The following is a 23,458-nucleotide window of genomic DNA, read 5'->3' as shown; positions in this document are numbered from 1 at the left end:
AAGCTGACTGGCGGGTAAGGCCACGCTTTCCAGTGGCCCCGCCTTTTAGCCTTACCGTGCGGTTGCCGTAGGGGCCCCACACAAAACAAGTTCACCCCAGCGGGCGCAGCCGCGTCATCTGGCGCCCGAGGCCGGCGTCGCCGAAGGCGACCAGGCCGAACCCCGAGGCGCAGCCGAGGCCCAGAGACCCCTCACACCAAGATCAACCGACAACAAAGCCCCCGAATACACACCCTAACCAAGCCCACCGACAAGATCGCCCAGCCGACCCGACAACCATGATCAACCCGAACTTGAGCCCCTGAATACAAAGCCTAGACGGACCCACCGACAGTCCACCCGGCTCATGATCAACCCAACCACGATCCCCCAACGCACAACCCAAACGAGAGCTCAAACCGCACCCAAAAACGCCCCCGCCACAGACACCGCCACCCCCGCCGTCCCCGAGTTCTCGACCAGCACAGCGAACGCCACATCCCCCCGGTACCCCGCAAACCACCCATGCGCCGTCGACCCGTCTCCGAACTGCGCCGTCCCCGTCTTCCCCGCCACACCCCCATACCCATTCAACGCCTTCCCCCGCCCCGAAGTCACCACCTCCCGCATCATCGCCCGCAACGACGAAACCGCCGCCCCAGACGGCCCCTTATACCCAACCTTCACCACAGTCTTCGCGTCATAGAACAACTGTGGCGTCACAGCCCCACCCTTCGCCACCGTCGCCGCCATCAGCGCGAGCCCGAACGGGCTGGCTTGCACCGTCCCCTGCCCAATACTGTTCTCCACCTGCTGCGGCACCCCACTAGCCACATCCACCCGACCGGTCTGCGTCATCAGCCCCGGGATCTCGAAGTCCGCCGCGAACCCGAACTGCGCCGCGGCCTTCGGCAACGCGTCTAACGGCAACCCCGCCGCCAGCGACGCGAATGTCGTGTTGCACGACTGCGCAAACGCTTGATGCAGCGGCACATCACCGAGTTCGAAGTCCGCGTTGCGAATCGTGCGAGTCCCGATGACCTCAGACCCCGGACAAGGCACCACCGTGTCCGGCGTCGCCTTCCCAGCAGCGAAAATCGCGGACGCCGTGACAACCTTGAACGTCGACCCGGGCGGGTACAACCCGTTCAACGCTTTCGGTGCGCTACCAGCGGTCGCGTTCTGGGCGACGGCGAGGATGTCGCCCGTCGACGGCTGGATCGCCACCAGATAAGCCGGTGCGGACACCGAGTCCACCGCCGCCTGGGCCGCCGCCTGAACCTTTGTGCTGACGGTGGTGCGCAGCGGGGGCTTGGCCGCTGTCACCGCGCCGAACAGGTTCTCGATCTCCTTGCCCGACTGGTCGACCAACGCGACCCGGTGGGAACCGGCGGTGTTCTGCGGGGTCGCCGTGCGCGACATCGCGCCGGAGAGCATGGGGGCGAACTTCGGGTCGGTCGCCTGCGGTGTGTTGCCCTGCCACGTCATCAGCGGCCTGCTGTCCCGGTCGGTGACCGCGATGAGCTGACCGGAGTCGCCGACGACCGCGAGCTGGGTGCCCGGGGTGAGCTTCGGGTGCACCACGGTCGGGGTCCACCGGACCAGCCAACCGGCACCGGCCTGAACCAGCGCCAGCGAACTCGTGTACTTCCAGGTCTGCGCGCCCGCCAGTTGCCAGGTGAGCTGGAACGTGGCCGCCGGGCCGTCCGCGGTCAGCGCGGTCGCGACCAGGGCCTCCGGGCGCAGCGTGTCGAACACCTTAGTCAATGCGGACTCGGCCGCCGCCGGGTCGTCGGTGAGCTGGGCCGCGTTGTCCGGCCGCTGCATGGACAGCGCGGACAGGAACGCCTCGGTCACCTGCGCCGGTGTGCGGCTCGTCTGCTGCGCGGCGACGTCCTGCGGGACGCCGGTGTCACCTGCGGCGGGTTTCGAACCGCCGCCCGGTAACAACACGAACACCGCGATGCCGACGATGGCGACCACGATGATCGCCCCGCCCGCCAAGACCCAGCGCCGCCACTTGTTCGACACGCCTTACCCCCAGTGTGTCCCGCCGCGCGCGGATCACGCGGCGGGACACACGATGCCAGGGGACGACGCCCGGTCACCAGGGAAACAGCGAAACCGGCAGGCCTGGTCGGATCACACTTTTCGGACGTCCACGCGAACGGTCGACCCGTCGCCGACGGTGCCCGACGCGGCGGTCGCCGGACCGGTGGTCACCTCGTCGGCCAGGGTTTCCCCGGCCACGAAGTCCCGGTGCGCGGCGAGCACCGCGTCGAGCTCCGGCGCTGACGAGGTGTCGACGGTCAACTCGATCCGGTCGGACACCTCCAGCGCCGCGTCCCGGCGGGCCTGCTGCACGATCCGGACCAGGTCGCGGGCCACGCCCTCGGCCGCCAGCTCGGCGGTCACCTCGGTGTCCAGCACGACCAGGCCGGAGCTGGCGGGCAGCTCGGCGGTCGCGCCCGCGTCGGTGGCCACCAGCCGCCGCTCGTACTCGCCGTCGCGCAGCTCGATGCCCGCGGCCACGATCGCGCCGGACTCGTTCGTTGACCACTTGCCCGCCTTGACCGCGCGGATCACCTTCTGCACGTCCGGACCCAGCCGCGGCCCGCACGCGCGCGCGTTGACGACCAGCTCGAAGTGACCGTGCGCGGCGACGTCGGTGGTCAGCTCGACCGCCTTCACATTGACCTCATCGCGGATAAGATCAACGAACGGCTCCAGCACGGACGCGTCCTCGGCGGCGACAAGAAGACGCGACAGCGGCAACCGCACCCGCAGCTTGTTCGCCTTCCGCAGCGCCAACGCAGCCGAACACACCTGCCGCACCCGATCCATGCCCGCGACCAACGCGTCGTCGGCGGGCAGGTCATCGACAGCGGGCCAGTCGGCCAGGTGCACCGAACGGCCACCGGTCAGCCCCCGCCACACCACCTCGGCGGTGAGCGGCAACAGCGGCGCGGTCAGCCGGGACACGATCTCCAGGACCGTGTGCAGCGTGTCGATCGCATCGGTGTCGCCCGACCAGAACCGGTCGCGCGAACGGCGCACGTACCAGTTGGTGAGCACCTCCAGGTATTCGCGCACCAACTGGCACGCACCAGAGATGTCGTAGTTGTCCAGCGCGGCGGTCACCGTGTCGACCAACTGCCGGGTCTTAGCAAGCGCGTACCGGTCGAGCACGTGCGTGGAATCCGTGCGCCACTTGCCTTCCTTGCCCTCCGCGTTCGCGTAGAGGGCCAGGAAGTAGTACGAGTTCCACAGCGGCAACACGGCTTGGCGCACCGCGTCCCTGATGCCCCGCTCCGTGACGACCAAGTCGCCGCCGCGCAGGATCGGGCTGGACATCAGGAACCAGCGCATCGCGTCCGAGCCGTCCCGGTCGAACACCTCGTTGACGTCCGGGTAGTTCTTACGCGACTTGGACATCTTCTGACCGTCGTCACCGAGCACGATGCCGTGCGCGACGCAGGTGGTGAACGCGGGCCGGTCGAACAGCGCGGTCGCCAACACGTGCATCGTGTAGAACCAGCCGCGGGTCTGGCCGTTGTACTCGACGATGAAGTCGCCCGGGTAGTGGTCCTCGAACCACTCGCGGTTCTCGAACGGGTAGTGCACCTGGGCGAACGACATCGCGCCCGACTCGAACCAGCAGTCCAGTACCTCCGGCACCCGGCGCATGGTGGACTTGCCGGTCGGGTCGTCCGGGTTCGGCCGGGTCAGCTCGTCGATCGCCGGGCGGTGCAGGTCGGTCGGGCGCGCGCCGAAGTCGCGGGCCAACTCGTCGAGCGACCCGTACACGTCGACCCGCGGGTACTCGGGGTCGTCGGACACCCACACCGGGATCGGTGAACCCCAGAACCGGTTCCGGGAGATGTTCCAGTCCCGCGCGTTCTCCAGCCACTTGCCGAACTGGCCGTCCCTGATGTGCCCGGGTACCCAGGTGATCTGCTGGTTCAGCTCGACCATCCGGTCCTTGAACCGGGACACTTCGACGAACCACGACGACAGCGCTCGCTGGATCAACGGGTTGTCGCACCGCCAGCAGTGCGGGTACGGGTGGTTGTAGGTCTCGTGCCGCAGCAGCAGCCCGGCTTCCTTGAGGTCGCGGATGATCCGCTTGTTCGCCTCGAAGACGTGCTCGCCCTCGTACGGCGGGACCTCCGCGGTGAACCGGCCGTGCGGGTCGACCGGGACCACAACCTCGATCCCGGCGGCGTCGGTGACAAGCTTGTCCTCTTCACCGAACGCGGGGGCGATGTGCACGATGCCCGTGCCGTCTTCGGTGGTGACGTAGTCAGCCGCGAGAACCTGGTGCGCGTTTTCCCGACCCACGAAAAAGTCGAAGGGCGGCAGGTAGCGCGTACCGACGAGGTCGCTTCCCTTGTACCGCGCCAGAACCGGCAGATCCTCGCCCAACTCGCGCGCGTAAGAGGCGACACGGGCCTCCGCGAGCAGGTAGCGCTCAGCGTTGGCCTCAACGAGAACGTAGTCGACGTCGGGGTGAACCGCCGCCGCGAGGTTGGACGGCAACGTCCACGGCGTCGTCGTCCAGATCAACGCCTGCGCGCCGTCGAGATCGGTGCCCGGCGCGGCGAGCCGCAGCCCCACCGTGACCGCCGGGTCCTGCCGGTCGCGGTAGGTGTCGTCCATCTTCGTCTCGGTGTTGGACAGCGGCGTCTCACACCGCCAGCAGTACCAGAGCACCCGGAAGCCCTCGTACACCAAGCCCTTGTCGTACAACGACTTGAACGCCCACATCACCGACTCCATGTAGTCGGTGTCGAGGGTCTTGTAGTTGTTGTCGAAGTCCACCCAGCGCGCCTGCCGGGTCACGTAGTCGCGCCACTGGTCGGTGTAGCGCAGCACGGACGTGCGGCAGGCGTCGTTGAACTTCTCGATCCCGAAGTCCTCGATGTCGCTCTTGGACGAGAACCCGAGCTGCTTCTCCGCCTCGACCTCGGCGGGCAGGCCGTGCGTGTCCCAACCGAACCGGCGCTCCACGTGCTTGCCGCGCATGGTCTGGTACCGCGGCACCAGGTCCTTGACGTAGCCGGTGAGCAGGTGGCCGTAGTGCGGCAGGCCGTTGGCGAACGGCGGACCGTCGTAGAAGACGAACTCGTTGGCGCCGTTGTCCCCCGCGGGCCGGGCGTCCACAGAGGCCTGGAACGTGCGGTCGGCCGACCAGTAGTCCAGGACGGCGGTCTCGAGCTGCGGGAAGGACGGCTGGGCGGGCACGGTCGCCTCGCCGGTGTTCGCCCTGGGATAACCCATGGTGGTACTCCTCGTACGGATCGGTCGGACCCCTACGGGGACGACCCGTGGCGGACCCTGCCGCCGCGTGCCGCGGTACCACCCCGCTTGCCGCCGGGAGACCCCGGTGACCACTCGTTCGTCCGGCTTTGACGGGCCGGTCCCGTCCGGTTCTACTGGGGCTGGCGCCCGTTCTTCCGGAGGCTCCCCGGTGATGGCCGGATCAGCGCCTGTACGCCCAGTCTAGCCCCGAGCCGCAACCCGCTTTGCCGCAACCCGGATGAGCAGGTACAGCACCACCGAGTTGAGCACGTGCCAGGCGAAGTGGGTACCGAGCGGGAACCGGGCGCACACGTCCAGGTCGATCGTGCGCAGCGCGAGGGACACGCCGAACAGCGCGGCGATCCCGGTGAACCACAGCGCGCGGCGGTGGTCGCCGCGCACCAGCAGGATGATCGCGAGAACGGCCATGCCGAGCAGCGCGGGCAGGTAGCTCCCGCCACCGAGCACGAGGTTCACCAGCACCGCGAACGCGATGAAGACCGGCGCGCCCAGCCACGCCAGCCGCCAGCGCAGCCCGAGGAACAACTTCGGGAACAGCACAACGTAAGTGATCATGAAGGCGATGATCGGGCCCGTGTCGAACGAGACCGCCCACCGCGTGGCGACCGTGTGGAAGACGAAACTGCCGATCCCGATCGCGGTGAGAAGCCCGACCAACAGCCACAGACACCACGGCGCGGCGACCCGACGGACGTCGCGGTAGGCGAAGAACGCGGCGACCAGGAACGCGACGTTGGTCCAGGCGTTGACCGGCTCCGACCAGAACTCCGGCCCGGTCCGCTCGCAGTACCCGTCGACCGGCATGCCCACCGCCCTTCGACCAGCCCCCTCCCGGTCAGGCAGGCGCCTCGGTGAACGCCGACCGCCGGAAGCCGCGCCACACTACCGCCGTCAACACGACCATGGCCACGCCCGCACACCAGAACGGCCCGGTGATCCCCGACAACCGCGCGACCAGCCCACCCACCAGCCCCCCGACCGCCGAGCCACCGATCACCAACAATATGTACACACCGCAACCCGTCCGCACTGACGCTCGGGCACAGCCCGCTGCCGGATCGACGAACCCACCACACCGAACCCAAAGTTGATCACACCCGCCGGCCACGCCGAGTGGCGAGGGCGACCTGACCACCGAGACAACAGCCACGGCACCTGCTGCACGAACACCGTGGCGCCGATCTGCAGCGGGTCGCTGGTCAACCCCGCCACTTGGCCACAAACGGGTGAAATCAGGCCCGAGCCAGGGTTTTCCCGGATTTATCACCTGATCGGGTGGCGCGGCGGTCACCCGAGCCAGCATGCCTGCGAACATCGACCGCCCGTGCGGAAACCGCTAGTTCGACTCGGTTCGCGACTGCCGGGGCCCCCGGCCCTCGCGGTGTCGGGCCGCCAGGACGGCGTCCGGCGTGCACAGACCGCAGGGGGTGAACCCCAACTGCCGGGCCTCGGCGACCGGCAGCGGGATCGACTCCCGACCGCCCAGCCACCCACACCGGGTCAGGTGATAGCGCGGTCGCTCGTCCAAGACGCGCACGTCCACCTGGAGGTCGGCGACCACCAGCAGGTCGGCGGCATCGGTCGACTCCTCCGCGGGCTCCCTATCCGGATCGAGGTCCGGATCAGGTCGCGCGGACTCGTCGGGGGCCGGGATCGGGTCGGCCTCGGCGGGGAAGCCGAGATCAACCGGGTAGTCCGGGCCGGGACCGTCGAGGTCCGGGTCGAACCTGGGACCGTCGCGGGGCTCGACCGGTGGGGGCGGGTCGATCCGCTCGATGTCCGGCGCCCCGGTCGGTGCGGGGGCGCGATCAGCGGCGGCGGCACGGCGCTTGCGGGAACCGACCCAGTCGACCACCAGGAGCACGGCGGCCACCACGGACACGACCACCGAGATCCACGCCCACACGGTGTGCGCCGTGGTGAGCGCGGCGACCAGCAACCCGAAGGCACCGAGCACCAGCAACAAGACGAGGAACAGCACGGTTGTGTCCGAACTCCCCAGCCCCGGGCGCGGCGGGTGTCACGAACCCCGCCGCCTGCCCAGGGGCCGGTCAGCCCGCCTCGGCCCGGGGGCCGAACGAGTAGCCGCTGCTCTGCTGCCCGGCGCCCCGACCCTCGGTCGTCGGCGCCGCCGAACCCCGGTCGCCCAGCTCACGCAGGCTGGACTCCAGGAACGTCTTGAGCCGGGTGCGGTACTCCCGCTCGAACGTCCGCAGCTCGTCGATCTTCTTCTCCAGCGTGGTCCGCTCCGCCTGCACCGCACCGATGATCTCGGTGTGCTGGCGCTGGGCGTCGCGCTCCAACGTGGTGGCCTTCTCGCGGGCCTGCCGCTCCAGCGTCTCGGCCCGGGTGCGCGCGTCGTTGAGCATGGTCTCGGCCCTGGTGCGCGCCTCGTTGACCATGGTGTCGGACTTCGCCCGCGCCTCGGACAGCAGTTGCTCGGACTTGGTGCGCGCCTCGGCGAGCATCCCGTCCGCCTCGGACTTGGCCTCACCGGTCAGCCGGTCGGCCATCTCCTGGGCGAGACCCAGGACCTTGGCCGCCTGCACGTGGTGGTCCCCACTGCCGCCGGGGTTGGTCTGCTCCAACGAGCTGGGTGGCGGGACCGGCTGCAACCGCCGAGGCTCCTCGACCTGGCGCACCGGCGCGACGGAGGCCCCCGCGGTGCGGGCGTCCTCCAGGTCGGCGCGGGTCGACTCCAGTTGCGCGTCGAGCTGCTCGACCTGCGCTCGCAGGTCGTTGTTCTCCTCGATCAGGCGGGACAGTTCCACCTCGACCAGGTCGAGGAAGGCGTCCACCTCGTCCTCGTTGTAGCCCCGCTTGCCAATGGGAGGCTTGCTGAACGCGACGTTGTGCACGTCAGCGGGGGTCAACGACATCTGATCACCTCACGCACTCCAGGGCTGCGGTCTCCCGGGTTCCCCGTCATCCGGGATACGCCAGTCGCATCAGAATGAATACGACCAACAGCAGCACCATAATCGATAGGTCCAGGCCCACGCCTCCGATCCGAACCGACGGGATGAGCCGTCGGACCAGACGTACCGGAGGATCGGTCACTGTGTAGATGGTCTCCAGCGTTACCGCAACCCCACCCGCCGGTCGCCAGTCCCGGGCGAACGAGCGGACGAGCTCCACCACGACCCGCGCGGTCAGCAACAGCCAGAAGGCGAACAACACCCAGTAGACGGCGAGCAGCAGTGGTTCCACGGGTCAACTGTGCCATCACTCAGCTCCGGGCGGCGAACCCGCCCTCGGCCAACCGCCTCTTGTCCTCGGCGGTCGGGTCGACATTGGGCGGTGAGATCAAGAACACCTTGTTGGTGACCTTGTCCATCGACCCGCGCATCGCGAACGCCAGGCCCGCGGCGAAGTCCACCAGGCGCTTGGCGTCCGCGTCGTCCATCTCGGTCAGGTTCATGATGACCGGGCGGCCGTCGCGGTAGTGTTCCCCGATCGTGCGCGCCTCGATGTAGCTGCGCGGGTGCAGCGTGATCACCCGACCGAGTGGAAAACCGGCGGTCGGCTGCGGCTCGGCCGGGCGCGGCCGGGCAGGCTGCTCCCGCCGCGAGTCCACGGCCAGCGCGCCGTGCGTCGGCGATTCCGGCAGCGCCGCCGCCGGGGACCACGCCGGACGCGGCCGGGACCGCTCGGCGGGCTCGGCGGGGCCGTAGTCGTCCTCGACCTCGTCGCGGTAACCCGCGCGTTGGCCGCCGAACCACCGGCGTCGCCCGCCCGGGTAGTCCTCGAACTCGTCCTCGGCGTAGTCGGAGCGGTAGCCGCGCCGGTCGTACTCCTCGGCCTCGTAGTCCTCGAGCTCGTCTGCCGGGACCATGCCGAAGTAGGCCTTCAGCTTCTGCAAGGTGCTCATGCCGCTCCTCCGACTCCCCGAGCGCGGTCGACGTGCCCGTGACATGTCGATGTCCTCGTCCGTCTACCACGTCCTCGCAAGGCTCAACCCCGAGCACGACCGATCTTGCCCGTCGGGGTCCGTTCTTGCTATGGGGAGGCTAGTCCGCGTCCCCCCAGCAGCGCGGTTCCGACACGCACGCACGTGGATCCGTGCGCGATGGCCTGCTCGAGATCACCACTCATGCCGCAGGACAGCTCCACGGCCGACGGGTGGTCGGCGCGCAGCCGCTCGGCGGCACCCGCTAGACGTTCGAAGGCCGCGGCGGGTTCCGTCCCCCGCGGCGCCACGGCCATGATCCCGAGGAGGCGAAGATCACTCGATCGAATTACCTGATCGGCGAGTGCCGGGAGGTCGTCGAGCGGGCAGCCGCCGCGCTCCGGGTCGCCGTCGATGCTCGCCTGCAGCAACACCTCCAGCGGCCCCGACCGCTCCCCCACCTCGACCGCGGCCCGCACCGCCTTCGCGAGGGCGTCGGCGAGCCGTGCGGAGTCGACGGACTGGACCTGGGCCGCCCAGCGGACCACGGACCTGGCCTTGTTGCGCTGCAGGCGGCCGACCATGTGCCAGCGGGGCCGCGCGGCCGGCCGCAGCCCGGCCACGGCGTCCGCCTTGGGACCGGCCTCCTGCTCCCGGTTCTCGGCCAGGTCGAGCACGCCCTGGTCGACCAGGGCGGCGACGTCCTCGGCCGGGAAGGTCTTGGTGACCGCCAGCAACCGCACCTCGCCCGGATCACGCCCGGCCCGCGCGCAGGCGGCCTCGATCCGGGCCCGCACCTCGGCCAGGTTGGCGGCGATCTCGGCGGCCCGCGGCCCGGTCACGGCTCGACCCAGGTGACCGCGGCCAATCGCCCAGTGGTGCCTTCCCTGCGGTGACTGAACAACGTGCGGTCCTCGTTGGTGCACCGCGGGTCAATCCCGATCCGCGCCACCCCGGCATCGGCCAACTGCCGCCAGAGCCCGGCGCGCAGGTCCAACCCGGGCGTGCCCGTGCGGGTGCGGCAGGCGCTGCCCGGCAGGTGACGCTCCACATCGGTCTGCATGGCCTGCGGGACCTCGTAGCACTCGCCGCAGATCGACGGGCCCAGCAGCACCTCGACCCGGCGCACGTCGGCACCGGCGTCCGCCATGGCCGACAGCGCGGCGGGAACGACACCGACCCGCGCGCCCACCCGTCCCGCGTGCACGGCGCCGACGACACCGGACTCGGGATCGGCCAGCAGGACCGGAACGCAATCGGCGACGAGCACGACCAGGGCCAGCCCCGGCCGGGCGGTCACGACCGCGTCGGTCGCTTCAAGTTTCTCGGCCACCGGGCCGTCGACAACGCCGACCGTGCGGCCGTGCACCTGCTCCATCCACACGAGATGGTCGGCGGGCACGCCGAGTTCACCGGCCAGCCGCGCCCGGTTCGCCGACACGGCCACCGGGTCGTCACCGACGTGGTCACCCAGGTTGAACGAGTCGTACGGCGCCGTCGACGCCCCGCCGTCCCGCGTCGTGACCACCCGACGTATCCGCACCCCGCACCCCGCAACAACTAGGAGTCAGCACACCCAAGTACCGACCAACCTAGTGGCTCGCGGGAACCGCTCGTGCGCTACCGGCGCATGAACGGCGGCACGTCGACCTCGTCGTCCGGGTCCTCGGTGACCGGGACCGGGCGGTTCAGCCCGGGGCGCGCCCCGGACGGCGGCTGTGACGACCCGCCCTGGGCGTACTCCGGGCGGTAGGTCGAGTGGGTGGGCGCCTGCTGCTGCGACTGCTGCTGGTAGACCGGCTGCTGGTGCGTGGGCTGGACCGGCTGCTGGGTCTGGTAGCCCTGCTCGGGCAGCGGGACCGGCGGCTGCTGCTGGACCTGCTGCGGCTCGGGCGCCGGGGTCGGCGGGACCGCGGGCCTGGCCTGCCCGACCTGACCGGCCTGGGCGGACGCGGTCGCGGTGCCGCTCTTGAAGGGCGTGGGGTCGAGCTTCTTGTGCGTCGGGCCGCCGCTGTCGAACCCGGCGGCGATCACGGTGACCCGCACCTCGTCGCCGAGGGAGTCATCGATCACCGTCCCGAAGATGATGTTCGCCTCCGGGTGCGCGGCCTCCTGCACCAGCGACGCCGACTCGTTGATCTCGAACAGGCCGAGGTCGGAACCGCCCGCGATGGCCAGCAGCACCCCGTGCGCGCCGTCCATGGACGCCTCCAGCAGCGGCGAGTTGATCGCCTTCTCGGCCGCCTGCACCGCGCGGCCCTCGCCGCGCGCCGAGCCGATGCCCATCAGCGCGCTGCCCGCGCCGGACATGACACTCTTCACGTCGGCGAAGTCCAGGTTGATCAGACCCGGGGTGGTGATCAGGTCGGTGATGCCCTGCACACCGGAGAGCAGCACCTCGTCGGCCGAGCGGAACGCGTCCATCAGGCTCACCCCGACGTCGCCGAGCTGCAGCAGCCGGTCGTTGGGGATCACGATGAGCGTGTCGCACTCGTTGCGCAGCTCGGTGATGCCGTCCTCGGCCTGCCGGGCCCGCCGCTTGCCCTCGAAGGAGAACGGGCGGGTCACCACGCCGATGGTCAGCGCGCCGAGCTTGCGGGCGATCGAGGCCACCACCGGCGCGCCGCCGGTGCCGGTCCCGCCGCCCTCACCGGCGGTGACGAAGACCATGTCGGCCCCCTTGATGACCTCCTCGATCTCCTCCCGGTGGTCCTCGGCGGCCTTGTGCCCGACCTCGGGGTTGGCGCCCGCGCCGAGGCCCCTGGTCAGCTCGCGGCCGATGTCGAGCTTGACGTCGGCGTCGGACATCAGCAGTGCCTGCGCGTCGGTGTTCACCGCGATGAACTCGACACCCTTGAGCCCGACCTCGATCATCCGGTTGACGGCGTTCACGCCGCCGCCACCGATGCCGACGACCTTTATCACGGCGAGGTAGTTGTGCGGGGGCGTCATCGAAGCCGCCTTCCTTTGTCGATCCGGAGCTGGAACCGGACCCGGGAAAACCCTCGACCTCAACCAGAGAGTGAGAGTTATGTCAACCCCGGACCTGGCAAGGAAGGTAGGCATAGGACTGGCCTCGATCCAGCCGCCACGCCGTGCGCCTGCCCGGTTGTTGGTCACCGACCGTGCGGCCTCCCGGTTCACTCGCCGGTGACACCGTCCAACATCTCCCGGATCACGTCGAGGTGACCGGCGTGCCGACCGGTCTCCTCGACCATGTGCAGCAGCACCCACCGCACGCTCAGCGGCCAGCCGTCGAACTCCAGCGAGTCGTCGAGTTCACGCCGCGCGACCACCTCGCGGCTGTGCGCGCACTGGGCGGTGTACTCGGCGATCGCCTGGTCGAGGGTCAGGTCGACGCCGACGCGGAACGGGCCGTCGACATCACCCGGCGGGAACGGGGCAGGCGTCGGCTCGCCGCTGAGCGCGTTCACGAACCAGTACACCTCCACCCAGCGCAGGTGCGACAGGAGACCGGCGACGGTCATCAGCGGGGACGTGGGCAGCAGGGCGCGGTGCGCGTCGGCCTCGGACAACCCGGTCGCCTTGCGGACCACGGTCTCGCGCAGGAAATCCAGGAAACCGGTGAGCTGTTCGCGTTCGCCACCGAGCGGGTGCGGTTCGGTGCGGGAGTCGGTCATGGCCGCAGTGTGCTCGACGACCGGGCGTGCCGCAGTCCCCTGTGGACGGCTCAGGAGATGGTGGGGAAATCCGGCGCGGCCACGTCGAAGGTCTTGCCCTTCTGGGTGAGCAGGGCGGCCAGCACGGCGGCCTTGCGCGGCGCGTTCTCCGCGTCGCCCCACTTGACCACGCGCGAGTCGGCCAGGGTGAGCCGGATGTCGGTCGCCGTGTTCGCCGACACCGCGGTGACCTGCTTGGTCAACTGCGCCGGGATCGACGCGAGCACCGAGGTGGCCGCGCGGGCGGCCTGGTCGCCACCCGCGTCCAGCCTCGGGAGGCCGGGCGGGGCGGCGCGCAGGGTCGAGTAGTCCACCCCCGCCGCGTCGAGCAGGTGCGCGCCGTCGTCGCGCTGGACGAAGACGACCGGGGTCCGCTCGGTGATGATCACCTCGACCGACGCCGGGAACGAGCGGCGCACGTCCACCGAGCCGACCCGGGGCAACTGCCGGACCCGCCGGGCCACCTCGTCGGTGTCCAGCCGGGCCAGCGGCGTGCCCGGTTCGATCGCGGCGGCCGCGCGGACCTCGTCGGCGGTCAACTCCGTGGTGCCCAGCACGTCGACCGTGTTGGCGCCGAAGACCGGCGTGAAGAAGACCACCGAGACCACCCCGGTGATCACGAGCATGGTGCCGATCACCGCCCACCGGCGGACCAGGTAGCGGCGGTGGGTGCGCTGCCCGCGCACCGGCCGTGCTCCCCGCCGCGGCGGCCTGCGCCGCGGTCGCCCGCCGGGGGCGGTGTCGGTCACGGCCTGCGCTCCAACTCCGCCAGCACCTCGGGGCCGAGCATGGTCACGTCGCCCGCGCCCATCGTCAGCACCAGGTCACCGTCGGCGACCAGACCGGCGACCAGCGCGGGCACCTTGTCGAACGACGGCTCGTAGTGCACACGCTCGGCGGGCAGCGGCACGGCGTCGGCCACCAGCGCACCGCTCACACCGGGCTTCGGCTCCTCGCGCGCGCCGAACACGTCGAGCACGACAACCTCATCGGCCAGCCCGAGAGCGCTACCGAACTCCGTCGCGAAGGTTTCCGTGCGCGAGTACATGTGCGGCTGGAACACCACTACGACACGGCCACCTTGCGCGGCAGGGCGAACGGCCTTGAGCTGCGCGTCGACCTCGGTGGGGTGGTGCGCGTAGTCGTCGTACACGCGTACACCGGCCGCGGTTCCCTTGTACTCGAACCGCCTGCGTACACCACCGAACGCGGCGATGCCCGCGCCCAACTCGGCCAACGGCGCACCGAGTTCGATACCGGCCAAGAGCGCCGCGACAGCGTTACCGGCCATGTGCTCGCCCGGCACCGCCACGCCCAACTCGATCTCTTGGCCCGCCAACGAGATCTTGGCCAGTCCCCCACCGTCGGCGGGCCGGTAATCCAAGATCGTGGCGTCCTCGGGTCCCGTGGCCAGCCTGCCGTAGCGGCGCACCCGGATGCCCTTGGCGGTGGCGCGCTCGGCCAGCGCGGCCGAACCCGGGTCGTCCGCGCAGGCCACCAGCACGCCGCCCGGCTCGATCCGGTCCAGGAACGAGTCGAACACCGCCACGTAGGCCTCAACGGTGCCGTGGTGGTCGAGGTGGTCGGCCTCCACGTTGGTCACCACCGCGACCGACGGGCGGAACACCAGGAACGAGCCGTCGCTCTCGTCGGCCTCGGCGACGAAGATCCCGCCGGTGCCGTGGTGGGCGTTGGCCCCGGACTCGTTGAGGTCGCCGCCGATGGCGAACGACGGGTCGAGCCTGCAGTGCTGGAGCGCCACGGTCAGCATCGACGTGGTCGAGGTCTTGCCGTGCGTACCCGCGACGCAGGCCACCCGGTGCCCGGACATCAGCTCGGCCAGGGCCTGCGAGCGGTGCAGCACGGTCAGCCCGCGCCGCCGCGCCTCGGCCAACTCCGGGTTGGTCTCCTTGATCGCGGTGGACACGACCACCGCGGTCGGACCGCCGGGCAGCAGGTCGAGGTTCTCAGCGGCCTGGCCGACCGCGATCCGCGCGCCCTGCGCCCGCAGCGTCAGGAACGCCCGGGTCTCCTTGGCGTCGGACCCGGACACCGCGGCGCCCCTGGCCAGCAGGATGCGGGCGATGCCGCTCATGCCCGCACCACCGATGCCGACCAGGTGCGCGCGCTCCAGCGGGTTGGTCATGACCTGCCCTTGGCCGCGGCGTCGAGGACCATCCGGGCGAGCACGTCGGCCGCCTCGCGGTGGCCGGTGCCCTGCGCGGCGCGGCTCATGCCCGCGAGCCGGTGCGGGTCGGTCAGCATCGGGACGACCAGTTCGGCGACCTTCGCCGGGGTCAGGTCGGCGTCGTCGACCAGCACCGCGCCGCCGTTCGCGACAACCGGGCCCGCGTTGAGGGCCTGTTCGCCGTTGCCATGCGGGAGCGGTACGTACACCGCCGGTAGACCTACCGCGGACACCTCCGCGACGGTCATCGCGCCACAACGGCACAACGCCGCGTCGGCGGCGGCGTACGCGAGGTCCATCCGCTCCAGGTAAGGCACCGCGACGTACGGCGGCGCACCGGCGACACCCTGCACCGCGAGGGTGTTCTTGGGCCCGTGCGCGTGCAGCACGGCGATCCCGGCCTCACCGAGTTCGCGAGCGGCACCGGACACGGCCTGGTTGATCGACCGGGCGCCCTGGGACCCGCCGAACACCAGCAGGGTCGGCGCGGTCGGGTGCAGCCCGAAGAACTGGCGGGCGCGGGCGCGCAGCGCGGCCCGGTCCAGGTTGATGATCGACTCGCGCAGCGGGATGCCGATGACTTCCGCACCGGGCAGACCCGAGTCGCCCACCGCGACCGCGACCCGCTCGGCGAACCGGGCACCGACCTTGTTCGCCAGACCCACCTTCGCGTTCGAGTCGTGCACGACGATGGGCACCCGGCCGCGCGCGGCAAGGTAAGCAGGTAGCGCGACGTAGCCACCGAAGCCGACTACGACATCGGCGCCGACCCGATCCAACACCTCACGGGTCGTCTTCACCGCCGCACGCACCTTCAGCGGTAGCTTCAACAGGTCGACATTGGGCTTACGGGGCATGGGGACCGGCGGGATCATCTCCAGCGGGTAACCCCGCGCGGGGACGATCGTCTTCTCCAGGCCGCGCTCGGTGCCCAGCGCGACGACACGGGCATCCGGCCGCAGCCGGATCACGGCGTCGGCCAGCGCGAGCGCGGGCTCGATGTGGCCTGCCGTGCCTCCCCCCGCGATCACCACACACGGGCCTCGGCGGGTGGGGTCACCGGCACCTGTGGGACCAACGGTCAACGACGTCCTCCTTTGGCGTTCCGCGGGTTGCCGCGGCTTGTCTTCTGTCGGGCAAGGGCCGCACCGCCCGCCCGTGGGTGTCCCTGTCGTTCCGGCGCGCGCCTGCGGTGCTCGGCCTGCGGCACGCCGCGCCGCTGCTGGCTGCCCCGCGGCGGCGTGGTCGGCCGCGCGGGCTTGCGCTTCTTCGGCGGCTTGTACGGCTCCGGGGCGGTCAGGCGCATCAGCCTGCCGAACCGGCCGGGACCCTGTGAGCGTAGTGCCGACACCGCTTCGGGCTCGTGGCGCGCGCAGTTGGCGAGAATGCCGAACACCAGCATGGTCACCACAACGGAGGTGCCGCCGGACGAGATAAGAGGCAACGTGATGCCCGTGACCGGGAGAACACCAACGACGTAACCGATGTTGATGGCGGCCTGCGCGACCAACCACACGGTCAGCGTCGCGGCGACCATTCGGACCCACGGGTCGATGTTGCGGGTCGCGATCCGCATGCCGACGACGGCGAGCATCGCGAACAGGCCCAGCACCAGCGTGCAGCCGAGCAGGCCCAGCTCATCGCCGATCAGGGCGAAGATGAAGTCGTTGTGGACGTTGGGCAGGTAGCTCCACTTGGACGGCCCCTGCCCGAGACCGCGGCCGAACAACCCGCCGTCGGCCAACGCCAGCTTCGCCTGTTCCGCCTGGTAGTTGCTGCCCGCCAGGTCCTCGTCGGGGCTGAGGAAGCTCAGCACGCGCACCTGCCGGTACCCGGTGCCGATGGCCAGCATCACGACACCGGCGAGACCGCCCAGCGCCAAGCCGCCGAACAGGCGCATCGGGGCACCCGCGAACCACAGCAGCGCGATGAGCACGACGCCCAGGGTGACCGTGCCGCCGAGGTCCGGCTGCAGCATCACCAGCGCGAACATCATCAACGCGACCGGGACGACCGGGACCAAGAGGTGCCGGTACTTGTGCAGCGCGGCGCGTTTGAGCACCAAGACGTGCGCGCCCCACAACGCCAGCGCGAGCTTGCACACCTCGACCGGCTGGAATGAGAACGGCCCGAACTTGAACCAGCTCCGGGTGCCGTTGAGCGTGGCGCCCAGCGGCGTCAGCACGGCGACCAGCAGCAAGATGCTGATGATGAGCCCGGTTGAACTCATCGCGCGGATCCGTTCCAACGGGATCCGCAGACCGAGCCAGAACAGCACCGAGCCGATCAGCACATAGAGCAACTGCTTCTTGAAGACCGTATAGAGGCCCTGCCCCGTGTTGAGGGACACCACGGACGACGCGGACAGGACCATCACCAAGCCGAGCACGGTAAGCAAACCGAACACGGCGAGCACGAGGTGGAACGAGGCAAGAGGCCGCCCCAGCCACGCGGTCAACGCCGTCCGGATCGCATGGACCCGACCGCCGATGCCCGAGGCCCGCCGGGGGCGGACCGTGGGGCCTGCCGTGTCCTGGGCGGTCATCACCGGCTCCCGGTGGCGCCAGTACCTCCAGCGTCGCCGTCCGCCGCGGCCAACCCGGCGACGGCCTCGGCGAAGGCGTCACCCCGGTGGGCGTAGTCCCGGAACATGTCCATGGAGGCGGCGGCGGGCGCGAGCAGCACGACATCACCCGAACGTGCCATGGCGCCTGCCGCGCCGACCGCTGCGATCATGGGGTCATCGTCTCCCGGGGTCACCCGCGCGACGGGGACATCCGGGGCGTGTCGCGCCAGCGAGGCGGCGAACACGTCGGCGTCCGCGCCGAGCAGGACCACCCCGCGCAGCCGCCCGGCGACCTCCTCGACCAGGGCGTCCACCGTCGCGCCCTTCAGCAGGCCACCGGCGACCCACACGATGGACTCGAACGCGCGCAGCGACCCACCCGCCGCGTGCGGATTGGTGGCTTTGGAGTCGTTGACGTAAGAAACGCCGTTGAACTCACCCAGGTGGACAGAGCGATGCGCACCAGGCTGGAACGCGGCCAAACCCGCGCGAACGGCCTCAGACGACACCCCGTAGGCGCGGGCCAACCCCCCGGCGGCAAGCGCGTTGGCGACGTTGTGCGGCCCCAGCACGTTGAGGTCACCCAGCGAGGCAAGCTCCTCGGCCTGCGTCGCCGGGTCCGCCACGAACACGCGGTCCACCAAGAGGTCCTCGACCAGGCCCAGCTCGCCGGGGCGCGGCACGCCGAGCCCGAAGCCCACCTGCACACCGTCGTGCTCGGCGGCGAGCCTGCCGGACCACTCGTCGGCCACGTTGCGCACGACGAACCTCGCGCCCGAGTACGCCCGTCCCTTGGCTTTCGCGTACTCCTCCATCGAGCCGTGCCAGTCGAGGTGGTCCTCGGCGAGGTTGAGCACCACAGCGGCATGCGCGCGCAGCGACCGCTGCCAATGCAGTTGGAAGCTCGACAGCTCTACCGCGAGCACTTCATGTCCGGCGCGGATGGCGTCGATCACGGTCAGGCCGACGTTGCCGCAAGCGATCGCGTTGTGCCCACCCGCGCGAAGGATCTCGGCCAGCATGCCAACGGTGGTCGTCTTGCCGTTGGTGCCCGTGACCACCAACCACGCCGGTGGCGTCGGCAGGCTCTCCGACATCCACCACGCCAGCTCGACCTCGCCGACCACGTCGATCCCGGCAGACACCGCCGCCGACAACAACGGGCTGGTGGGGCGCCACCCGGGGCTGGTGACAACGAGAGAGGTGCCCTCGGGCGGCTCGGTGAGACCGGGCACGAGCGTGGCGCCGGTGTCGGACAACTCCGCCAACCGCTCGGCGTTGCCGTCGGTCACCGTGACCTCGGCACCCATGTCCACCAGAGCCGCCGCGACCGACCTGCCGGTCACACCCGCGCCCGCCACCAGCACCCGACCGGTGACCAGCCCGGCGAACGAGCCGGTCACACGCCGCCGCCTGCCCCGAGCCAGTCCGCGTAGAACAACCCGAGACCGAACATCGCGCACACGCCCGCGAGCAGCCAGAACCGGATGATGACCGTGGTTTCCGCCCAGCCCGCCAACTCGAAGTGGTGGTGGAACGGCGCCATCCGGAACAACCGCCGCCGGGTGGTGCGGAAGATCGCGATCTGCAGCACGACCGACACCATCTCCACCACGAACAGACCGCTGATCACGATCATCAGCAGCTCGGTGCGGGTGGCCATGGACAGCCCCGCGACCAGGCCGCCGAGCGCGAGCGAACCGGTGTCACCCATGAAGATGCGCGCGGGCGCGGCGTTCCACCACAGAAATCCGATGCAGGCCCCCATCGCGGCGGCCGCCACCAGCGCCAGGTCCAGCGGGTCGCGCACGTCGAAACAGGCCGCCTCGACCGCGCGGCCGCAGTCGTGGCTGAACTGCCAGTACGAGATCACCACGTAGGTGCCCAGCACCATCGCCGACGAGCCGCCTGCCAGGCCGTCGAGGCCGTCGGTGAAGTTCACCGCGTTCGACCACGCCGACACCGCCAGGTAGCAGAACACGATGAAGCCGATGCCACCGAAGGACACGATGGTGATGTCACGGACGAAGGACAGGTTGTCCGACGCGGGGGTCAGTTGCCGCTCGTCCGGGAACCGCAGCGCGAGGATCGCGAACGCGATCGCCACGACCAACTGCCCGACCAGCTTCGCGGTCTTGTTCAGGCCGAGGTTCCGCTGCTTGCGGATCTTGATGAAGTCGTCCAGGAAACCGACCAGGCCCAGCCCGGTGGCCAGCATCAGCACCAGCAGCCCGGACGCGGTCGGCGACTCCCCGCGCGGGGACATCGCGTTGACGATGTGCGACGCGCCGTACCCGGCCCACATGGCCAGGATGATCGCGACACCACCCATGGTGGGGGTACCGCGCTTGCTCTTGTGGCCCTGTGGGCCCTCCTCGCGGATCTCCTGGCCGAAGCCCTGCCGGGAGAACACCCGGATCAGGTACGGGGTCAGCAGGATCGACACGACCATGGCGATCGCGGCGGCGATCAGGATGCTTTTCACCGGGCGTCCTCCGCCAGCAGCGCCTCGGCCACCCGCCACAGCGCGGCCACCTTGGACGCCTTCACAAGCACGATGTCACCGGGGGCCAACTCGGCGCGCACCAGCGCCACCGCGGCATCGACGTCCGGCACCAGCACCGACTCCTCTCCCCACGAGCCCTCCAGGCTCGCCCCCTGGTGCATGGCGCGGGCCTGCTCGCCCACCACCACCAGGCGGTTGATGTCCAGTCGAACGGCGAGCCTGCCGATCTCGTCGTGTGCGCGCACCGACTCGTCGCCAAGCTCACCCATCACCCCGAGGACGGCCCACGACCGGCGGCGGTTGCCTGACCGGGCCATCGTCGCCAGCGTTTTCAGTGCCGCGCGCACCGACTCGGGGTTGGCGTTGAACGCGTCGTTGACCACGGTCACGCCGTCCGGGCGAGTCGTCACCTCCATCCGACGAGCGGAGACCCGCTGCGCGCCGGTAAGGCTGTCCGCCACCTCTTGCACTGTCGCGCCCAACTCAAGCGCTATCGCGGCGGCGGTAAGAGCGTTGCCCACGTGGTGTGCGCCGTGGAGACCCAGAGTCACCTGGGCCTCCCCCTGCGCTGCCCGCAGCAGGAAACTTGCACGGGCCTGGTCGTCGAGAACGATGTCCACGGCTCTTACGTCCGCCGACTCGGCCTCGCCGACCAGTACAACCCGCGCCTTGGTGCGGCCAGCCATAGCGGCGACGAGGGAGTCGTCGCCGTTGAGGATCGCGACACCGTCCTCGGGCAGCTTCTCGACCAGCTCGCCCTTCGTGCGGGCGATGTCCTCGCGGCTGCCGAACTCACCCAGGTGCGCGCTGCCGACGTTGAGGACCGCGCCGACGCGGGGCGGAGCCGTGTCGCATAGAGCGGCGATGTGGCCTGGTCCGCGCGCGGACAACTCCAACACGAGGTGCTTGGTGTTCTCGTCCGCACGAAGAACCGTCCACGGGTGGCCGAGTTCGTTGTTGAACGAGCCGGGCGGGGCGACCGTGGGGCCCAACGGGGACAGGACCTGCGCGATGAGGTCCTTGGTCGAGGTCTTACCCGACGAACCGGTGATACCGACGATGGCCAGACCTTGCGCGGTAAGCCTGTCGGCCACTCGCCGCGCAAGAGCCGCCAACGCCGCGAGGACCGCTGCGCCGGAACCGTCTTTGTCGCCGGTTAGCGCTACCGAGCGAGTGTGTGCTTCGGACACGGGAGGCACGATCACCGCGGGCGCGTCGATCTCACGCGCGGCGAGCACGGCGACTGCACCGGCGGTGATGGCCTTCTCCGCGTAGTCGTGGCCGTCGACCTTGTCACCGGGCAGGGCGACGAAGAGTCCGCCCTCGGTGACCTGCCGGGAGTCGAACTCCACGCTGCCGGTCACGACCGCGTCCGGGTCGGCCAGGTGCAGCCTGCCGCCGACGGCGTCGGCGACCTCGCGCAGGGTCAGTCTGATCATCAGGTCACCGTGCCCAGTCGCTCGCGGATCGCGGCCGCGAGCTCGTCGCGGTCGGAGAAGGGGTGCACCACGCCGGCGACCTCCTGGCCGGTCTCGTGGCCCTTGCCCGCCACGACCACCACGTCGCCCGAGCGCGCGTTGGCCACCGCGGTGGCGATCGCCCGCCGCCGGTCGCCGATGTCGACCACCTCACCTCGCTCGGCCGCCGGGACCCCGGTCGCCCCGGTCAGCATCGCCGCCCGGATCGCCGCCGGGTCCTCACCGCGCGGGTTGTCGTCGGTGACCACCAGCAGGTCGGACCGCCGCGCCGCCGCCTCGCCCATCAGCGGGCGCTTCGCGGTGTCCCGGTCGCCGCCGCAGCCGAGCACGACGATCACCCGGCCGTCGGTCCTGGCGCGCATCGCGTCCAGCGCCAGCGCGACCGCCTCAGGCTTGTGCGAGTAGTCCACGACAGCGGTGAAGTCCTGACCGAGCGCGACCCGCTCCATCCGGCCCGGCACGCGCACGTCCGCGAAACCCTCGACGATCGCGTCCAGCGGCACACCGACCCGGTCGAGCACCGCGGCGGCGGTGAGGGCGTTGGCGACGTTGAACGTGCCCGGCATCGGCAAGGTCGCTTCGACGCGCGTACCGCCCGGGGTGTGGATGAGGAACGTCTGCTCGCCGCTACGCGAGACCCGAACCTCTGAGGCCGTCCAGTCCGCGTCGCCGGTAATGGACACGGTGACGGTGTGCGGACGGACCAACCGGCGCCCCCACTCCTGGTCGACGCACACGACCTCGGCGGCGGAACGACCGTCGAACAGCAGCGCCTTCGTCTGGAAGTAGTCCTCCATGTCGGGGTGGAAGTCCAGGTGGTCCTGGGAGAGGTTCGTGAACGCGCCCACCTTGAACCGGGTACCCGCGACCCGGCCGAGGCGCAGCGCGTGGCTGGAGACCTCCATCGGCACGTGCGTGACCCCCCGCTCCAACATGACCGCCAGCAGCGCCTGCAGGTCCGGCGCCTCGGGGGTGGTGAAAGCGCTCGCCAGCCGGTTGCCCGCGATCCTGGTCTCGACCGTGCCGATCAAACCTGTCGTGTGGCCTGCGGCGACCAAGCCCGCCTCGACGAGGTAGCTGGTGGTGGTCTTGCCCGAGGTGCCGGTCACGCCCAGCACGCTCAACGCCAGCGACGGCTCGCCGTAGATCCACGCGGCCAGCGAACCGAGCACACCGCGTGGATCGGGGTGCACCAGCACCGGCAGGCCCGAGTCGCGGACCGGCGGGCGCGTGGCGCCTTCCTCGTCGGTGAGCAGCGCGGCCGCGCCCGCGGCGACAGCCTGGGCGGCGAAATCCGCGCCGTGCGCACGGGCACCGGGCAGGGCGGCGAACAGGTCTCCTGGAAGGACGTGCTGTGCGCGCAGCGTCGCGCCCGTGACGGCCACATCGGACCCGTGCGGTCCTGACGTGGTCGCCGGGGTCACGCCCCCGACGGACAGCCGCGCGTCCGCGCGCGCGACGAGCGTGGCGAGCGGGACGGGCTGGATCCGGGTGGGGCGAGGCGGCGCCGTGACAGCCTTGCCTTCGAGCTTGGCGGGCACGACGCGGAAGGCTACCTGCGCACGGAGGGCGACCACGCGGCCCCTCGATCGCACGGCCTCCCGGCGATGCGGTAGGTGAGCGCACGGTGACCGCCCGCCCGATCGGTGACTACCGTGTTCACACGATCGGGTTGGGATAGTTTTCGCAGCTCAACAGCGGTTTCCGGGCGGTATAGTCGAACGCATGTTCCCCACCTTCCAGCGCGCACAGCGCGCCACGGGGCGTGGTGGGTCCGGGTGGTCGCCGGACCCACCACGTCACACCGTGCTCGGCGTCCTCAGCGTCGTCGGCATCGTCAGCGTCCTCAG

At 70.5% G+C, this 23,458-nt stretch carries 20 protein-coding genes; all 20 read right to left on the bottom strand.

From position 1 onward, the window contains the following. Positions 1-393: 393 nt before the first annotated feature. The 20 genes from H504_RS0122080 to H504_RS0121985 all read right to left on the bottom strand — a co-directional run bounded on the left by H504_RS0122080 (position 394) and on the right by H504_RS0121985 (position 23,149). Positions 394-2,010 carry a penicillin-binding transpeptidase domain-containing protein gene (locus tag H504_RS0122080; RefSeq protein ID WP_026424558.1) on the bottom strand — a complete coding sequence of 539 codons (1,617 nt, stop codon included), beginning with the start codon at positions 2,008-2,010 and terminating at the stop codon, positions 394-396. Positions 2,011-2,121: 111 nt separating this feature from the next. Beyond that, complete coding sequence (gene ileS / locus H504_RS0122075; protein WP_026424557.1) at positions 2,122-5,259, bottom strand: isoleucine--tRNA ligase; 3,138 nt, start codon at positions 5,257-5,259, stop codon at positions 2,122-2,124. A 222-nt stretch (positions 5,260-5,481) separates the two neighbouring features. Further along, complete coding sequence (locus tag H504_RS0122070; protein ID WP_026424556.1) at positions 5,482-6,105, bottom strand: hypothetical protein; 624 nt, start codon at positions 6,103-6,105, stop codon at positions 5,482-5,484. Between the two features lie 31 nt (positions 6,106-6,136). After that, entirely contained in the window at positions 6,137-6,313 is a 177-nt protein-coding gene (locus tag H504_RS41505; RefSeq protein ID WP_157440564.1) for a hypothetical protein, read from the bottom strand. Positions 6,314-6,637: 324 nt separating this feature from the next. Next, positions 6,638-7,282: a hypothetical protein gene (locus H504_RS0122060; protein ID WP_026424555.1), complete on the bottom strand. Its 645-nt coding sequence runs from the start codon at positions 7,280-7,282 to the stop codon at positions 6,638-6,640. 70 nt (positions 7,283-7,352) lie between these two features. Next, positions 7,353-8,180: a DivIVA-like cell division protein Wag31 gene (wag31, locus tag H504_RS0122055; RefSeq protein WP_026424554.1), complete on the bottom strand. Its 828-nt coding sequence runs from the start codon at positions 8,178-8,180 to the stop codon at positions 7,353-7,355. Between the two features lie 46 nt (positions 8,181-8,226). Then, entirely contained in the window at positions 8,227-8,502 is a 276-nt protein-coding gene (locus H504_RS0122050) for a YggT family protein (RefSeq protein ID WP_026424553.1), read from the bottom strand. Between the two features lie 28 nt (positions 8,503-8,530). Continuing rightward, positions 8,531-9,172, bottom strand: a complete 642-nt coding sequence (locus H504_RS0122045) for a cell division protein SepF (RefSeq protein ID WP_026424552.1) — start codon at positions 9,170-9,172, stop codon at positions 8,531-8,533. 128 nt (positions 9,173-9,300) lie between these two features. Then, positions 9,301-10,032 (bottom strand): YggS family pyridoxal phosphate-dependent enzyme, encoded by a 732-nt coding sequence (locus H504_RS0122040; RefSeq protein ID WP_026424551.1) that lies wholly within the window; start codon positions 10,030-10,032, stop codon positions 9,301-9,303. Then, positions 10,029-10,733 (bottom strand): peptidoglycan editing factor PgeF, encoded by a 705-nt coding sequence (gene pgeF / locus H504_RS0122035; RefSeq protein ID WP_026424550.1) that lies wholly within the window; start codon positions 10,731-10,733, stop codon positions 10,029-10,031. Before pgeF ends, H504_RS0122040 begins: the two co-directional genes overlap by 4 nt. A gap of 77 nt (positions 10,734-10,810) precedes the next feature. Continuing rightward, positions 10,811-12,142 (bottom strand): cell division protein FtsZ, encoded by a 1,332-nt coding sequence (gene ftsZ, locus H504_RS0122030; protein ID WP_026424549.1) that lies wholly within the window; start codon positions 12,140-12,142, stop codon positions 10,811-10,813. Between the two features lie 188 nt (positions 12,143-12,330). Beyond that, complete coding sequence (locus tag H504_RS0122025) at positions 12,331-12,831, bottom strand: DinB family protein (protein WP_026424548.1); 501 nt, start codon at positions 12,829-12,831, stop codon at positions 12,331-12,333. A gap of 50 nt (positions 12,832-12,881) precedes the next feature. Then, complete coding sequence (locus tag H504_RS0122020) at positions 12,882-13,619, bottom strand: cell division protein FtsQ/DivIB (RefSeq protein WP_026424547.1); 738 nt, start codon at positions 13,617-13,619, stop codon at positions 12,882-12,884. Continuing rightward, the gene (gene murC / locus H504_RS0122015) at positions 13,616-15,016 is read right to left on the bottom strand and encodes a UDP-N-acetylmuramate--L-alanine ligase (RefSeq protein ID WP_026424546.1); all 1,401 of its coding nucleotides are present in this window, start codon (positions 15,014-15,016) and stop codon (positions 13,616-13,618) included. The genes H504_RS0122020 and murC overlap by 4 nt, the downstream gene beginning before the upstream one ends. Beyond that, a complete protein-coding gene (gene murG / locus H504_RS0122010; protein ID WP_035305311.1) occupies positions 15,013-16,143 on the bottom strand; it encodes an undecaprenyldiphospho-muramoylpentapeptide beta-N-acetylglucosaminyltransferase in 1,131 nt (376 codons plus the stop codon). The genes murC and murG overlap by 4 nt, the downstream gene beginning before the upstream one ends. Next, positions 16,140-17,603, bottom strand: coding sequence for a putative lipid II flippase FtsW (gene ftsW / locus H504_RS0122005; RefSeq protein WP_157440563.1), 1,464 nt, complete (start codon positions 17,601-17,603; stop codon positions 16,140-16,142). The genes murG and ftsW overlap by 4 nt, the downstream gene beginning before the upstream one ends. Next, a complete protein-coding gene (gene murD, locus H504_RS36330; RefSeq protein ID WP_084468008.1) occupies positions 17,603-19,027 on the bottom strand; it encodes a UDP-N-acetylmuramoyl-L-alanine--D-glutamate ligase in 1,425 nt (474 codons plus the stop codon). Before murD ends, ftsW begins: the two co-directional genes overlap by 1 nt. After that, positions 19,024-20,109, bottom strand: coding sequence for a phospho-N-acetylmuramoyl-pentapeptide-transferase (mraY, locus tag H504_RS0121995; RefSeq protein ID WP_026424543.1), 1,086 nt, complete (start codon positions 20,107-20,109; stop codon positions 19,024-19,026). Before mraY ends, murD begins: the two co-directional genes overlap by 4 nt. Next, positions 20,106-21,569: a UDP-N-acetylmuramoyl-tripeptide--D-alanyl-D-alanine ligase gene (locus H504_RS0121990; protein WP_026424542.1), complete on the bottom strand. Its 1,464-nt coding sequence runs from the start codon at positions 21,567-21,569 to the stop codon at positions 20,106-20,108. The genes mraY and H504_RS0121990 overlap by 4 nt, the downstream gene beginning before the upstream one ends. Then, on the bottom strand, positions 21,569-23,149 hold the full coding sequence (locus H504_RS0121985) for a UDP-N-acetylmuramoyl-L-alanyl-D-glutamate--2,6-diaminopimelate ligase (protein WP_026424541.1): 1,581 nt from the start codon (positions 23,147-23,149) through the stop codon (positions 21,569-21,571). The genes H504_RS0121990 and H504_RS0121985 overlap by 1 nt, the downstream gene beginning before the upstream one ends. Positions 23,150-23,458 lie beyond the last annotated feature (309 nt).

The organism is Actinokineospora inagensis DSM 44258, assembly GCF_000482865.1.
GTDB lineage: Bacteria > Actinomycetota > Actinomycetes > Mycobacteriales > Pseudonocardiaceae > Actinokineospora > Actinokineospora inagensis.
The sequence above is the reverse complement of the archived record's forward strand: the minus strand, read 5'-3'. Positions and strand labels throughout refer to the sequence as shown.